The 13,071-nt window shown below is 66.5% G+C and carries 12 protein-coding genes; 9 read left to right on the forward strand and 3 right to left on the reverse strand.

The window, feature by feature from the left end:
* Positions 1-78: 78 nt before the first annotated feature.
* Positions 79-976 (reverse strand): IS5 family transposase gene (locus QGN32_RS12185; RefSeq protein WP_326547988.1). Its coding sequence is split into 2 segments (ribosomal slippage): positions 79-631 and positions 630-976, totalling 900 coding nucleotides; the frame shifts between segments, so codons are not numbered across the junction.
* A gap of 46 nt (positions 977-1,022) precedes the next feature.
* The gene (locus QGN32_RS12190) at positions 1,023-2,129 is read right to left on the reverse strand and encodes an alcohol dehydrogenase catalytic domain-containing protein (protein ID WP_326548806.1); all 1,107 of its coding nucleotides are present in this window, start codon (positions 2,127-2,129) and stop codon (positions 1,023-1,025) included.
* A 60-nt stretch (positions 2,130-2,189) separates the two neighbouring features.
* Between QGN32_RS12190 and QGN32_RS12195 the strand changes: the two genes are divergently transcribed.
* Entirely contained in the window at positions 2,190-2,642 is a 453-nt protein-coding gene (locus QGN32_RS12195) for an acyl-CoA thioesterase (RefSeq protein ID WP_326548807.1), read from the forward strand.
* 16 nt (positions 2,643-2,658) lie between these two features.
* Positions 2,659-3,099 (forward strand): SRPBCC family protein, encoded by a 441-nt coding sequence (locus QGN32_RS12200; RefSeq protein ID WP_326548808.1) that lies wholly within the window; start codon positions 2,659-2,661, stop codon positions 3,097-3,099.
* Between the two features lie 71 nt (positions 3,100-3,170).
* Here QGN32_RS12200 and QGN32_RS12205 read toward each other — a convergent pair whose 3' ends face one another.
* The gene (locus tag QGN32_RS12205; protein ID WP_326548809.1) at positions 3,171-3,863 is read right to left on the reverse strand and encodes a GntR family transcriptional regulator; all 693 of its coding nucleotides are present in this window, start codon (positions 3,861-3,863) and stop codon (positions 3,171-3,173) included.
* A gap of 83 nt (positions 3,864-3,946) precedes the next feature.
* Here QGN32_RS12205 and fadD5 point away from each other — a divergent pair, with 83 nt between their 5' ends.
* The 7 genes from fadD5 (at position 3,947) to QGN32_RS12240 (ending at position 13,010) form a co-directional block, all read left to right on the forward strand.
* Positions 3,947-5,662 (forward strand): fatty-acid--CoA ligase FadD5, encoded by a 1,716-nt coding sequence (fadD5, locus tag QGN32_RS12210; protein ID WP_326548810.1) that lies wholly within the window; start codon positions 3,947-3,949, stop codon positions 5,660-5,662.
* Positions 5,663-5,874: 212 nt separating this feature from the next.
* Positions 5,875-6,669: an MlaE family ABC transporter permease gene (locus QGN32_RS12215; protein ID WP_326548811.1), complete on the forward strand. Its 795-nt coding sequence runs from the start codon at positions 5,875-5,877 to the stop codon at positions 6,667-6,669.
* A gap of 1 nt (position 6,670) precedes the next feature.
* The gene (locus QGN32_RS12220) at positions 6,671-7,540 is read left to right on the forward strand and encodes an MlaE family ABC transporter permease (protein ID WP_326548812.1); all 870 of its coding nucleotides are present in this window, start codon (positions 6,671-6,673) and stop codon (positions 7,538-7,540) included.
* A 4-nt stretch (positions 7,541-7,544) separates the two neighbouring features.
* Positions 7,545-8,756 carry an MCE family protein gene (locus tag QGN32_RS12225; protein ID WP_326548813.1) on the forward strand — a complete coding sequence of 404 codons (1,212 nt, stop codon included), beginning with the start codon at positions 7,545-7,547 and terminating at the stop codon, positions 8,754-8,756.
* A complete protein-coding gene (locus QGN32_RS12230) occupies positions 8,753-9,784 on the forward strand; it encodes a virulence factor Mce family protein (protein WP_326548814.1) in 1,032 nt (343 codons plus the stop codon). Before QGN32_RS12225 ends, QGN32_RS12230 begins: the two co-directional genes overlap by 4 nt.
* Positions 9,781-11,349 carry an MCE family protein gene (locus QGN32_RS12235; RefSeq protein WP_326548815.1) on the forward strand — a complete coding sequence of 523 codons (1,569 nt, stop codon included), beginning with the start codon at positions 9,781-9,783 and terminating at the stop codon, positions 11,347-11,349. Before QGN32_RS12230 ends, QGN32_RS12235 begins: the two co-directional genes overlap by 4 nt.
* A gap of 11 nt (positions 11,350-11,360) precedes the next feature.
* Positions 11,361-13,010, forward strand: a complete 1,650-nt coding sequence (locus QGN32_RS12240) for a virulence factor Mce family protein (RefSeq protein WP_326548816.1) — start codon at positions 11,361-11,363, stop codon at positions 13,008-13,010.
* The last annotated feature ends 61 nt before the right edge of the window (positions 13,011-13,071 follow it).

Below are 13,071 nucleotides of genomic sequence, written 5' to 3' on the forward strand. Positions count from 1 at the left end.
GTCACCGGGAAGCCGGTCGGGCGATGATTTCCAACACTTTCGACGAGACCTGGGATCAGTTCTGGACCGAACTGGCGACTAGGGCGTGTCTGATAAATGGGGTAGCCAGAGGGTGATGGCGCGTAGGACTGCTGCGCCGCGGTAGACGATGGCGAGTTTGTCGTAGCGGGTGGCCAATCCGCGCCATTGCTTAACGACGTTGAAGTTGCGTTCAACGACGTTGCGGCCCTTGTAATCCTCGGCGTCGAAAGCCGGTGGTCGTCCGCCGCGCGATCCTCGCCGCTTGCGGTGGGCGATCTGATCGGACGGTTCGGGAATCACTGCGCCGATGCCGCGCCGGCGGAGTCGAGTGCGGGTCACGCGGCTGGAATAGGCCCGATCCCCGCGGACGCGATCAGGACGAGTACGCGCTCGGCCACCGCGGCGGCGGTCCACTTTCAAGTGCGCGAGCAAATGCTCGAACACCGGCCCGTCGTGGGCTTGGCCAGGGCCCACAAGCACCACCATGGGTCGTCCTCGGCCGTCGACGAGGTGATGGATCTTGCTGGTCAGCCCGCCGCGTGAGCGACCGATACCGTGGTCAGGCGGCTCGACGCCCGGATTCGTGTAATTCGACCCAGCCCCCTGTGTGGCGGGTGACGTTCGTGGCGTGCTGATGGGCGCGCGCAATCGTGGAATCCACGGCCACCGCCCAATCGATGATCCCGGCCTCCTCGGCGGCGGCTAGCAACCGCGCCAACACGCTGTCCCAGGTGCCATCGGCACTCATCCGTCGATGCCAGGTCCAGATCGACTGCCACGGCCCAAACGCCTCGGGAACATCACGCCAGGCGATTCCACACCGATACCGATAGATGATCCCCTCCACCATCGAGCGGGCATTCTGGAAAGGCCTGCCCCGCTTGCCCGTCCGCACTGGCAACAGATCCTCGATCAACGCCCACTGGGCATCGGACAACAACTCGAATCGCGACATCCCTCAAGCTTCAGGCACAGCACCCAAAACCTTTGTCAGACACGCCCTAGTCGAAGCGGATGACCTGACGCAGCGCCCTGCCGTCGGCGAGTTCGTCCATGCCCGAGTTGATTTCGTCGAGCGTGATCGTCGAGGACACCAGTGACCCCACGGGCAGCCGTCCCGCGCGCCACAATCCCACAAAGTAGGGGATCTCCCGCGAAGGCACCGCCGAACCCAGATAGCTGCCGACCAGCGACCGACCTTCGGCGACAAACCCCAACGGCGACAAAGATATTCGCGCGTCAGAACGGGGCAGGCCGACCGTGACCGTCCGCCCGCCCGCGGCGGTGAGGTCGACCGCGGCCTCGAGGGCAGCCGGATCGCCGACGGCTTCGATCACGACGGCCGCTTTGAGCCCGCGCTCGCGCGCCTCCTCTGGGGTGCATACGTCGTGCACACCGATGGCACGTGCCCGCTCGAGCTTGCCGGGCAGCCGGTCGACGCCCACCACACGGACGTCGTCCTGGGCCAGCGCGGTGAGCGCTGCCGCCATGCCGACGCCGCCGAGCCCGACGACCGCCACGGTGTCGCCCGGCCGGGGTCGGCCGGCGTTGATCACCGCGCCACCGCCGGTCAGCACCGCGCAGCCGAGCAGCGAGGCCTCGACCGCGGGCACGTCGCCGGGTACCGGCTCCGCCGAGCGCCGGTCGACCACGGCGTGGCCGGCGAAACCGGAAACGCCGAGGTGGTGGTGGACGGGGCGGCCGTCGCGCGACAGCCGGCGTTCACCGGCCATCAACGTGCCCGCCGCGTTGGCCGCGCTGCCCGGCTCGCAAGGGGTCAGGCCGTCGGTCGCGCACGCCGCGCAGTCGCCGCACCGAGGCAGGAACGTCATCACCACGCGGGTGCCCATAGCCACGTCGGTGACACCGGCGCCGACCTCCTCGACGACGCCGGCGGCCTCGTGGCCGAGCAGCATCGGCACCGGCCGGGCCCGGTTGCCGTCGACCACCGACAGGTCGGAGTGGCACAGCCCGGCCGCCTCGATGCGCACGAGCAGCTCACCCGGCCCCGGCGGCGCCAGCTCGAGTTCCCCGACCGACAGTGGCCTCGACTCGGCGTACGGCCGGGAGCGGCCGGTCTCCTCCAACACGGCACCGCGGATCCTCATCGGAACCAGCCTGCCTTCGCGCCGGCCGAGCCGGCAACTGCGCTCTGCCAGACTGCTGCCATGACCGAGCGGGAACCGGCCGTCACGCCACGCGAAGACGACTTCCCGGTGCACTGGCCTGTGACGACCAGGTGGGCAGACAACGACATGTTCGGCCACCTCAACAACGCGGTGTACTACGCGTTGTTCGACACGGCGATCAACGGCTGGATCAACACCAGCATCAAGGTCGATCCGCTGACGGTGCCGTGGCTGGGGGTGGTGGCCGAATCGGGCTGCCGGTACCTGGCCGAGTTGCGGTTCCCGGAACCACTTTCGGTCGGCCTGGCGGTGACGCGGTTGGGCACCAGCAGCGTCACGTACCAATTGGGGCTGTGGGCTCAGGACGGTCCGGTCGCTGCGGTCGGGCACTGGGTGCATGTCTACGTCGCCAGGGCCGGTCGCAGGCCGGTGCCGATCCCGGAGCCGATCCGCGGCCTGCTGGAAATGGCGCGCGTCGACCCCGGCGTGTAGTCGATATGCTCGTCGAATGCCGCTCGTGAGCAAGACCGTCGAGGTGGCCGCCTCCGCCGAGGCGATCATGGGGATCGTCGCGGACTTCGAGTCCTACCCGCAGTGGAACGACGAGATCCACGGGTGCTGGGTGCTGGCGCGCTACAACGACGGTCGCCCCAGCCAGTTACGCCTCGACGTGGTCGTGCAAGGCCAGGCCGGCACGTTCATCACTGCGGTGTACTACCCGGGCGAAAACCAGATCTTCACCGTGCTGCAGCAGGGCGACCACTTCGAGAAGCAGGAGCAGAAGTTCTCCGTGGTGCCGATCGGCGCGACGTCACTGTTGACCGTCGACCTCGACGTCGAGACCAGGCTGCCCATCCCGAAGCCGATGGTGAAGAAGGCGATTGGTGACACGCTGGACTACCTGGCCGACAACCTCAAGGCCCGCGCCGAGCAGTTGGCCGCGAAGTAGCGGACGGCGAGCGCGCACTGGCGTACAGAAACCATTGCTGTTTGTGTACATAGCTGAGCGCTCGACACGGTTTAGCTCCACAGCCCCGCCTCGTCGAGGCGCACGATCAGCCGCTGCGCGCCGTCGGTGAACTCGCCGGCGGTCAGCGCGACGACGGTCGCCACGTCACGTCGGCGAAGCGCCGCGATCAGCTGACGGTGACCGGCCACCGCCGACACGCCCCACTGCGGGTCGCCGGCGTAAATCTGGCCGGGCAGGTAGCGGGCGACGTGGAGAAGGAACCACGCCAGCTTGATGCGGCCGGTGGACCGGTTGAACACCCGATGGAAGGCGAACTCCGCCGTGGCGACCTCCTCCGTCGCATGCCTCCCGACGGCGGCGGCCAGTTCGTCGTTGAGACGGTCCAACTCGTCGATCTCGGCCTCGGTGATGCGGACCGCGGCGGTGGCCGCCAGCTCCTTGGCGATCGCGGCCTGCAGCCAGAAGATGTCCTCGACGTCGGTGCGCGTCAGCGGTACCACCACATGCCCGCGGTGCGGTTCGAGTTGCACCATGCCTTCGCCGCGCAGCGTGCGTAGCGCCTCACGCACGGGGGTGATGCTCACCCCGAGCGCCGCAGCGGTCTCGTCGAGCCGGACGAAGGTGCCCGGTCGCAGGACGCCGGTCATGATGTCGGCGCGCAACCGCGCCGCGACCTCGTCGGACAGCTGCTCGCGCCGGACCCCGCGCTGCGGCCTCGGCCGCCGTGCGGTTGGTGCGTTCACCGTGGTCTCCGGTCTTTTCTGGCCAGCACTGACGAGGGCTTGTCCCCGAGCGGCCGAGGCCATAGTGTGACCGGGGCAATACCATGTTTGATCAAATATCAACGACGCGCAACCCACATCAGACGGAGCAGCAGCAGTTGATCGAGCCGGATCCCACCTCGCAGCCGTATCTCGCCCGGAGGCAGAACTGGACGAACCAGTTGGCTCGCCACGCCCTGATGCAGCCGGATGCCACTGCGCTGCGGTACCTCGGCCGCACGACAACCTGGCGCGAACTCGATCAGCGGGTGGGTGCGCTGGCCGCAGCGCTGTGCCGACACGGGGTGGCCTCCGGCGACCGCGTGCTGATCCTCATGCTGAACCGCACGGAGTACGTCGAGTCATTCCTGGCCGTCAACAAGCTCGGCGCGATCGCGGTCCCCGTCAACTTCCGGATGACCCCACCCGAAATCGCGTTTCTGGTCAGCGACTGCCAGGCCAAGGTGGTTATCACCGAGGCGGTGCTGGCCAACGTCGCGACCGCCGTGCGTGACCTCCCCGACGTTTCAGCGACGTTGACCACCGTGATCGTCGCCGGCGGCGCTACCGAACAAGACGTGGTCGGCTACGACGACCTGATCGCCGAAGCCGGTGAGGCCCCCGAAATCACGCGTGCCACCGTGGACATCCCCAACGACGCTCCGGCCCTGATCATGTACACCTCCGGGACCACCGGCCATCCCAAGGGCGCCGTGCTCACCCACACCAACCTCGCCGGCCAGGCGCTGACATTCCTGTTCACCAACGGCGCCGACATCAACCACGACGTCGGCTTCATCGGCGTGCCCCTGTTCCACATCGCCGGCATCGGCAACATGATTCCCGGCCTGCTGTTGGGACGGCCGACGGTGATCTACCCGTTGGGCGCGTTCAATCCGGACGAACTTCTCGACGTGCTCGAGGCCGAGCAGGTCACCGGGATCTTCCTGGTGCCCGCTCAGTGGCAGGCGGTGTGTGCCGCACAGCAGGCGCGGCCCCGCACCCTGCGTCTGCGGGCGCTGTCCTGGGGCGCCGCTCCTGCGTCGGACACCCTGCTGCGCCAGATGGCCGAGACCTTCCCCGGCAGTCAGATCCTCGCCGCGTTCGGCCAGACGGAGATGTCGCCGGTGACCTGCATGTTGTTGGGCGAGGACGCCATTCGCAAGCTCGGTTCGGTCGGCAAGGTGATCCCCACCGTCTCCGCCCGCGTGGTGGACGACGACATGAACGACGTCCCGGTCGGCCAGGTCGGCGAGATCGTCTACCGCGCACCGACGTTGATGGCCGGCTACTGGAACAATCCGCAAGCCACCGCGGAAGCGTTCGCCGGCGGCTGGTTCCACTCCGGAGACCTCGTCCGGCAGGACGAGGAGGGCTACGTCTGGGTCGTCGACCGCAAGAAGGACATGATCATCTCCGGCGGCGAGAACATCTATTGCGCGGAGGTGGAGAACGCGCTCGCCGCCCACCCGGCCATCGCCGAGGTCGCGGTGATCGGGCGCCCGGACCAGAGATGGGGTGAGGTACCGGTTGCGGTCGTCGCACTCAGCGCAGGCGATCAGGACGACCTCGACCTGCGCGCGCTCGATGCGTTCCTCGACCAGCGGCTGGCCCGGTATAAGCACCCGAAGGCCGTCGAGGTCGTCGACGCGTTGCCGCGCAATCCCGCCGGCAAAGTCCTGAAAACCGAATTGCGCACCCGATTCGGGTCCGCAATTTCGATTGACGCGGGCGAAAGTTCCGCTACGCCAACGTTTTCTGCTGCGGCGCAGAAGGACTAGGAAACGGAAACGGGTTTGCTAACGGTTACAGGCTCAATCCGGCGGATGCCCTGCACGGCGGGAACGGCATCGGGTACATTCCTGTGGTCCGTCTTACTACCGACCGGTAGTGAGACGACGGCTACATCCGCCAGGCTTGGGCAAGGAGGTGTCGTGCGACAGGGGCTGCCGGGGCACCACGACAGTCGCCGTTGCGCCGCGGGAGCAGACTCGTGACGGCATCGACCGGGATTCGAGACTACGTCCGCGATCAGACCAGGCCTGCGCTGGAGGCCGTGGGCGGTTTCACGCGGATGTGCGTCCTCACCGGCAAGGCCCTCCTGCGCCCTTTTCAGTGGCGTGAGTTCATCCTGCAGAGCTGGTTCCTGTTCCGGGTGTCGTTTCTACCCACCCTGGCGGTGTCGGCGCCGCTGACGGTGCTCCTCATCTTCCTGCTCAACATCCTGCTGGCGGAGTTCGGCGCCGCCGACGTGTCCGGCGCCGGCGCGGCGATCGGCGCGGTAACCCAGCTAGGGCCGTTGGTGACAGTGCTTGTCGTGGCCGGGGCCGGCTCCACCGCCATCTGCGCGGACCTCGGAGCGCGCACCATCCGTGAGGAAATCGACGCGCTCGAGGTGCTCGGCATCGATCCGATCCATCGCCTCGTGGTACCGCGTGTGGTCGCCTCTACGTTCGTTGCACTGCTGCTCAACGGCGCCGTGGTGACCATTGGCCTGGTCGGTGGCTTCATCTTCGGCGTGTACCTACAGAACGTCTCCGCGGGCGCCTACGTGTCCACGCTGACGCTGATCACCGGCTTGCCCGAGGTAGTGATCTCCATCGTGAAGGCCGGCACGTTCGGCCTGATCGCGGGGCTGGTCGGTTGCTACCGCGGCCTCACGGTGTCTGGTGGCGCCAAGGGCGTCGGCACCGCGGTCAACGAAACATTGGTGCTGTGTGTGATCGCGCTGTTCGCCGTCAACGTGGTGCTGACCACGATCGGTGTCCGGTTCGGAACGGGGCGCTGACATGTCGACCGCTCAGGTACTGCGCTCCCGGTTCCCGCGGGCATTCGATCGCACGACGGGTTTGGTGAGCGCCCCTGCCCGGGGACTGGACAGCGTCGGGCACGTCGCGTGGTTCGTCGTCACTGCGATCGGATCCATCGGGCATGCACTGCGCTACTACCGGAAAGAGACGCTGCGGTTGATCGCCGAGATCGGCATGGGCACCGGCGCGATGGCCGTGATCGGCGGCACGTCGGCGATCGTCGGCTTCGTCAGCCTGTCCGGGTCGTCGCTCGTGGCGATCCAGGGTTTCGCGTCACTGGGCAACATCGGTGTCGAGGCGTTCACCGGCTTCTTCGCGGCGATGATCAACGTGCGGTCGGCCGCGCCCCTGGTGGCGGGCGTCGCCCTGGCGGCCACCGTCGGCGCGGGCGCCACCGCGGAGTTGGGCGCAATGCGCATCAGCGAGGAGATCGACGCGCTCGAGGTGATGGGTATCAAGTCGATCTCGTATCTGGTGTCGACCCGCATCATGGCGGGCTTCGTCGTGATCATCCCGCTGTACGCGGTGGCGATGATCCTGTCGTTCTTCTCTGGTCAGATGACCACGACGCTGTTCTACGGCCAGTCGACGGGCACCTACGAGCATTACTTCCGGACCTTCCTACGGCCCGAGGATGTGTTCTGGTCGTTCATGGATGCGGTGATCATCTCGATCATCGTGATGCTCAACCACTGCTATTACGGCTACTTCGCCAGCGGCGGGCCGGTCGGTGTCGGCGAGGCCGTAGGACGAGCGATGCGGGCATCACTGGTCGCGGTGGCGCTCGTGGTTCTGTTCGTTGCGTTGGCGCTCTACGGCGTCGACCCGAACTTCAACCTGACGGTGTAGCGGCATGACCGCACCGCTGAACAACCCGCGCACCCCGCCCTACAAGCTGGCCGGACTGGTGTTGTCCCTCCTGGTGATCGCCGCGCTCGTGCTGGTTTACTTCCAGTTCCGCGGTGAGTTCCTGCCACGCACCCAGTTGACAATGATGGCCGCTCGTGCCGGCCTGTCGATGGACCCCGGCGCCAAGGTGACCTACAACGGCGTGGAGATCGGACGTGTCGGCTCCGTCGAGGCGGTGGACGTGGGCGGTGAACCGCGAGCGAAGATCACGCTGGAGGTAGACGACAAGTACGTCGATCTGATTCCGAAGAACGTTGATGCCAGCATCGACGCCACGACCGTCTTCGGCAACAAGTACGTCAATTTCACTTCGCCGAAAACTCCGTCGACCCAACGAATCACGTCATCCGATGTAATCGACGTTACGTCGGTGACGACGGAGTTCAACACGTTGTTCGAAACCATCGTGTCGCTCTCGGAGCAGGTCGACCCGATAAAGCTGAACCAGACACTGTCCGCGACGGCCGAGGCGCTCGACGGGCTCGGTGAGCGGTTCGGACAGTCGATCATCAACGGCAACGAGATCCTCACCGACGTCAACGCCAGGATGCCCGAACTTCGCCGGGACAACCGGCTGCTTGCCGACCTCGGCGAGGTGTACGCCGATGCGGCGCCCGACCTGTTCGCCGGACTGGAGAACGCCGTCACCACCGCTCGCACGCTCAACGAGCAGCGAGGCAACATCGACCAGGCATTGATGTCGGCCGTCGGGTTCGGCAACACCGGCGCCGACGTCTTCGAGCGCGGCGGGCCCTATCTGGTTCGCGGCGCGGAGGACCTCGTCATCACCTCGGAACTGCTCGACGAATACAGTCCGGCCCTCTTCTGCACGATTCGCAACTTCCACGACGTGGAGCCCAAAGTGGCGGCTTCGCTCGGCGGGAACGGCTACTCACTGCGGACCCTGTCGGAGCTGATGGGTGCGGCAAACCCCTACGTCTACCCGGACAACCTGCCGCGAGTGAACGCCCGGGGTGGCCCCGAGGGCCGCCCGGGCTGTTGGCAGCCGGTCACCCGCGACCTGTGGCCCGCGCCGTATCTCGTCATGGACTCCGGTGCGTCTATCGCGCCGTACAACCACTTCGAGCTGGGCCAGCCGATCCTGATCGAGTACGTCTGGGGACGTCAGGTGGGGGAGAACACGATCAACCCATGAAAATCACCGGTACCGCCATCAAACTCGGCATCTTCTCCGTGGTGCTGTTGATGTTCACCGCGATCATCATCGTGGTGTTCGGGCAGGTGCGCTTCGACCGCACGACCGGCTACACCGCTATCTTCTCGAACGCCAGCGGGCTGCGCTCGGGCCAGTTCGTCCGCGCATCGGGTGTCGAGGTCGGCAAGGTGTCCAACGTCGAGTTGGTCAACGGCGGATCGCAGGCAAAAGTCGAATTCAACGTCGACCGCTCGCTACCGCTGTTCGAGGGCACCACCGCGTCGGTGCGCTACCTCAACCTCATCGGCGACCGCTACCTGGAACTCAAGCGGGGTGACAGCGACAAGCGGATGCCCGCGGGCGGCACGATCCCGATCGAGCGGACCCAGCCCGCACTCGATCTCGACGCGCTGATCGGCGGGTTCCGACCGGTCTTTCGGGCGCTCGACCCCGACAAGGTCAACGAGATCGCCCGGTCGATCATCACGGTGTTCCAGGGCCAGGGGGGCACCATCAACGACATCCTCGATCAGACGGCATCGCTCACCTCGGCGCTGGCCGACCGGGACCAGGCGATCGGCGAAGTGATCCGCAACCTCAACACCGTGCTCGACACCACGGTCAAGCACCAAGCCCAATTCGACCAGACGGTGCAGGATTTCGAGAAGCTGATCTCCGGGCTGAACAACCGTAGAGATCCGATCGCCGGCTCGGTCGCCGACATCAGCGACGCGGCAGGTACGGTCGCCGATCTCCTCGCCGACAACCGGCCGTTGTTGCAGAGCACCGTCGGGCATCTCGAGGTCACGCTACAGCCGCTGGTTGATCAGAAGGACGAGCTGAACGACCTGCTCACCAGGCTGCCCACCGCGTTCAAGATCATCGGCCGGGCCGGCGGTATCTATGGCGACTTCTTCAATTTCTACGCCTGCGATATCTCGCTACGCCTCAACGGGCTTCAACCGGGCGGACCGGTACGGACCGTCAAACTCTTCAGCCAGCCGTCGGGTAGGTGCACGCCGCAATGAGGACGCTCGAAGGGTCGAACCGGGTCCGAAACGGGCTCCTTGGCATCCTCGTCGTGGTGCTCGTCATCGGCGTCGGTCAAAGCTTCGCCAGCGTGCCGATGCTGTTCGCGACGCCTACCTTTTACGCGCAGTTCTCCGACACCGGAGGCATCACCAACGGCGACAAGGTGCGTATCGCCGGCGTCGACGTCGGAGTGGTGCGCAGCATGGAGATCGAGGGCGACAAGGTCAGGATCGGCTACTCGCTCGGCGGCACGCAGATCGGCACCGACAGCCGCGCCGCCATCCGCACCGACACCATTCTCGGCCGGCGCAACCTCGAGATCGAGCCACGCGGTTCGGAACCGTTGCGCGCCAACGGTGTTCTGCCGCTCGGCCAGACAACGACGCCGTATCAGATCTACGACGCTTTCTTCGACGTGACCAAGGCCGCCTCGGAGTGGGACACCCAGACTGTAAAGCGGTCGCTGAACGTGCTCTCGGAGACCATCGACCAGACCTACCCGCACCTGAGCGCCGCGCTCGACGGGGTGGCCCGGTTCTCCGACACCGTCGGCAAGCGCGACGAGGACATCAAGAAGCTGCTGCGCAACGCCAACAAGATCGCGGGCATCCTCGGCAGCCGCAGCGAGCAGATCAACAACCTGCTGGTCAACGCCCAGACTCTGCTCGGCGCGATCAACGAACGCAGCTACGCGGTCGGCATGCTGCTCGAGCGCGTCGGCGCGTTCTCCGAACAGGTCAAAGGTCTCATCGACGACAATCCGAACCTGAACAAGGTCCTCGAACAGTTGCGGGTCGTCAGCGATGTGCTCCGCGACCGTCGATACGACCTGATGGACACGCTCGTCACCACGGCCAGCTTCGTGGCGTCGCTCGGCGAAGCGGTCGCGTCCGGCCCGTACTTCAAGGTGATGCTCGTCAACCTGTTACCGGGCCAGATCCTGCAGCCGTTCGTGGACGCCGCATTCAAGAAGCGCGGTATCGACCCCGAGAAGTTCTGGCGCGACGCGGGCTTGCCGGCCTGGCGGTTCCCGGATCCGAACGCCCAGGGCTTCGACAACGGCGCCCCGCCGCCGGGACCCGCCGTGCTCGAGGGCACCCCGGAGAACCCGGGACCCGGTGTGCTGAAAGGTTCGCCGTGCTCGTACACGCCACCGCCCGACGGTCTGCCGCGACCCGGGAATCCGCTGCCGTGCGCCGACCTGAGTGTGGGCCCCTTCGGCGGTCCCGCGTACGGGCCGCCGAACGTCGCCACCTCCGACCCGAACGTGCACGGTCCGCAGCCGTCGCCGGGCGTGCCCGCCGCGGCCATCCCCGGCCAGATCCCGCCGAACGTACCCGGCGGGCACGGCCAGCTTGGGCCGGCGCCGCCAGGTGCCCGCACCGTGCCGGTCGGCCCGATGCCCCCATTGCCCGCGGACTTCACGCCCGGCATCGCACCGCTGCCACCGGCGTTACCAGCGCCGGCGACACCGGGGCCCGGTCAGCAGCTGGCGCCTGCCGGACAGCCGCCGTTGCCGGGGAATCCGCCGTTCCTCCCGCCAGGTTCGCAGCAGGGGTAGGGGGATAGCAGATGTCGACAATTTTCAACGTTCGAAACCTGAAGTTGCCCGCGGTTTCCCGCGCGACGGTCATCATCGGGGCGCTGATCGTGGTGCTGGCGCTGGTGGCCGCCTTCGTCGGTTACAACCTGTACAAGAGGCTGACGACGAACACCGTCGTCGCCTACTTCAGTGACACTCTTGCGCTGTATCCGGGCGACAAGGTGCAGATCATGGGTGTGAGGGTCGGGGCGATCGACAAGATCGAACCGGCCGGCGACAAGATGAAGGTCACCCTCCACTATGAGAACAAGTTCAAGGTGCCCGCCAATGCCACCGCGTCGATCCTGAACCCGAGCCTGGTGGCGTCGCGCACCATCCAGCTGTCGCCGCCGTACACCGGCGGACCGGTGATGGAGGACGGCGCAGTCATTCCGCTAGACCGCACGCAGGTGCCGGTCGAGTACGACGAATTGCGCGACTCGATCAACCGGATCCTGACTGACCTGGGGCCGACTCCGGATCAGCCGAAGGGCCCGTTCGGCGACATCATTGAATCGGCCGCCGACGGCTTCGCCGGTAAGGGCAAGCAGCTCAACGCGACGCTGAACAACCTGTCCGAGGCGCTGTTCGCGCTCAACGAGGGCCGCGATGACTTCTTCAGCGTGGTCAAGAGCCTGGCACTGTTCGTCAATGCGCTGCACCAGAGCGATCAGCAGTTCGTCGCGCTCAACAACGACCTCGCCGAATTCACGAATGCGTTCACCAACACCGATCGGGAGGTTGCGAACGCCCTACAGGACCTCAACCAGCTGTTGACCACGACGCGGGGGTTCCTCGACGAGAACGCCGAGGTCCTCGTCCACGACATCGACAATCTGGAGCAGACCACGACCGCGATCCTGCAGCCGGAGTCGCGCGACGGCCTGGAGACGGCGCTGCACGTGTTCCCCACACTGGGCGCGAACCTGATGAACATCATTTCGCCGGTCACCGGCGGCGTCATGGGTATCCCCGTGATCAACAACTTCGCCAATCCCCTGCAGTTCGTATGCAGTTCGATCCAAGCCGGCAGCAGGCTCGGATATCAGGAGTCCGCAGAGATGTGCGCGCAGTATCTCGCGCCGATCCTCGACGCGATCAAGTTCAACTTCCCGCCGTTCGGGGTCAACCAGTTCGCTTCCGCGCTGACGCTGCCCAAGCACATCGCGTACTCCGAACCGCGCCTGCAGCCGCCGCCGGGGTACAAGGACACGACCGTCCCCGGCATCTGGTCGCGCGACACATTGTTCTCCCACGGTAACCACGAGCAGGGCTGGGTCGCCGCGCCGGGCATGCAGGGCGTCGATGTGCAGCCGTTCACGGCGAACATGATGACCCCGGAGTGCCTGGCGGAACTGCTGGGCGGCCCGAACTGCGTGGTCGGTGCCGCACCTCCCGCGTTCGGCACAACGCGCGACGGCAACCTGCCTGGCCCGCCGAACGCGTTCGATCAGAACAACCCGCTGCCGCCGCCGTGGTATCCGCAGCCGGGACCGCCGCCGCCACCGGCTCCCGGTGTGGTGCCGGGTGACCCGGGCGGAGCAGCCATGGCCGGACCGCTGCCTGCTCCCGGTGTGGGCCCGGCCCCCGCGGCGCCGGGTCCGGTGGGACCGCCGCTACCAGCAGAGGCAGGTCGGTGATGAGCGCTCGCGCGAAGAACAGACAACAGGTGATGAGCGCTCGCGCGAAGAACAGACAACA

Origin of the sequence: Mycolicibacterium sp. ND9-15, from assembly GCF_035918395.1 — a bacterium.
Classification (GTDB): Bacteria; Actinomycetota; Actinomycetes; order Mycobacteriales; family Mycobacteriaceae; genus Mycobacterium.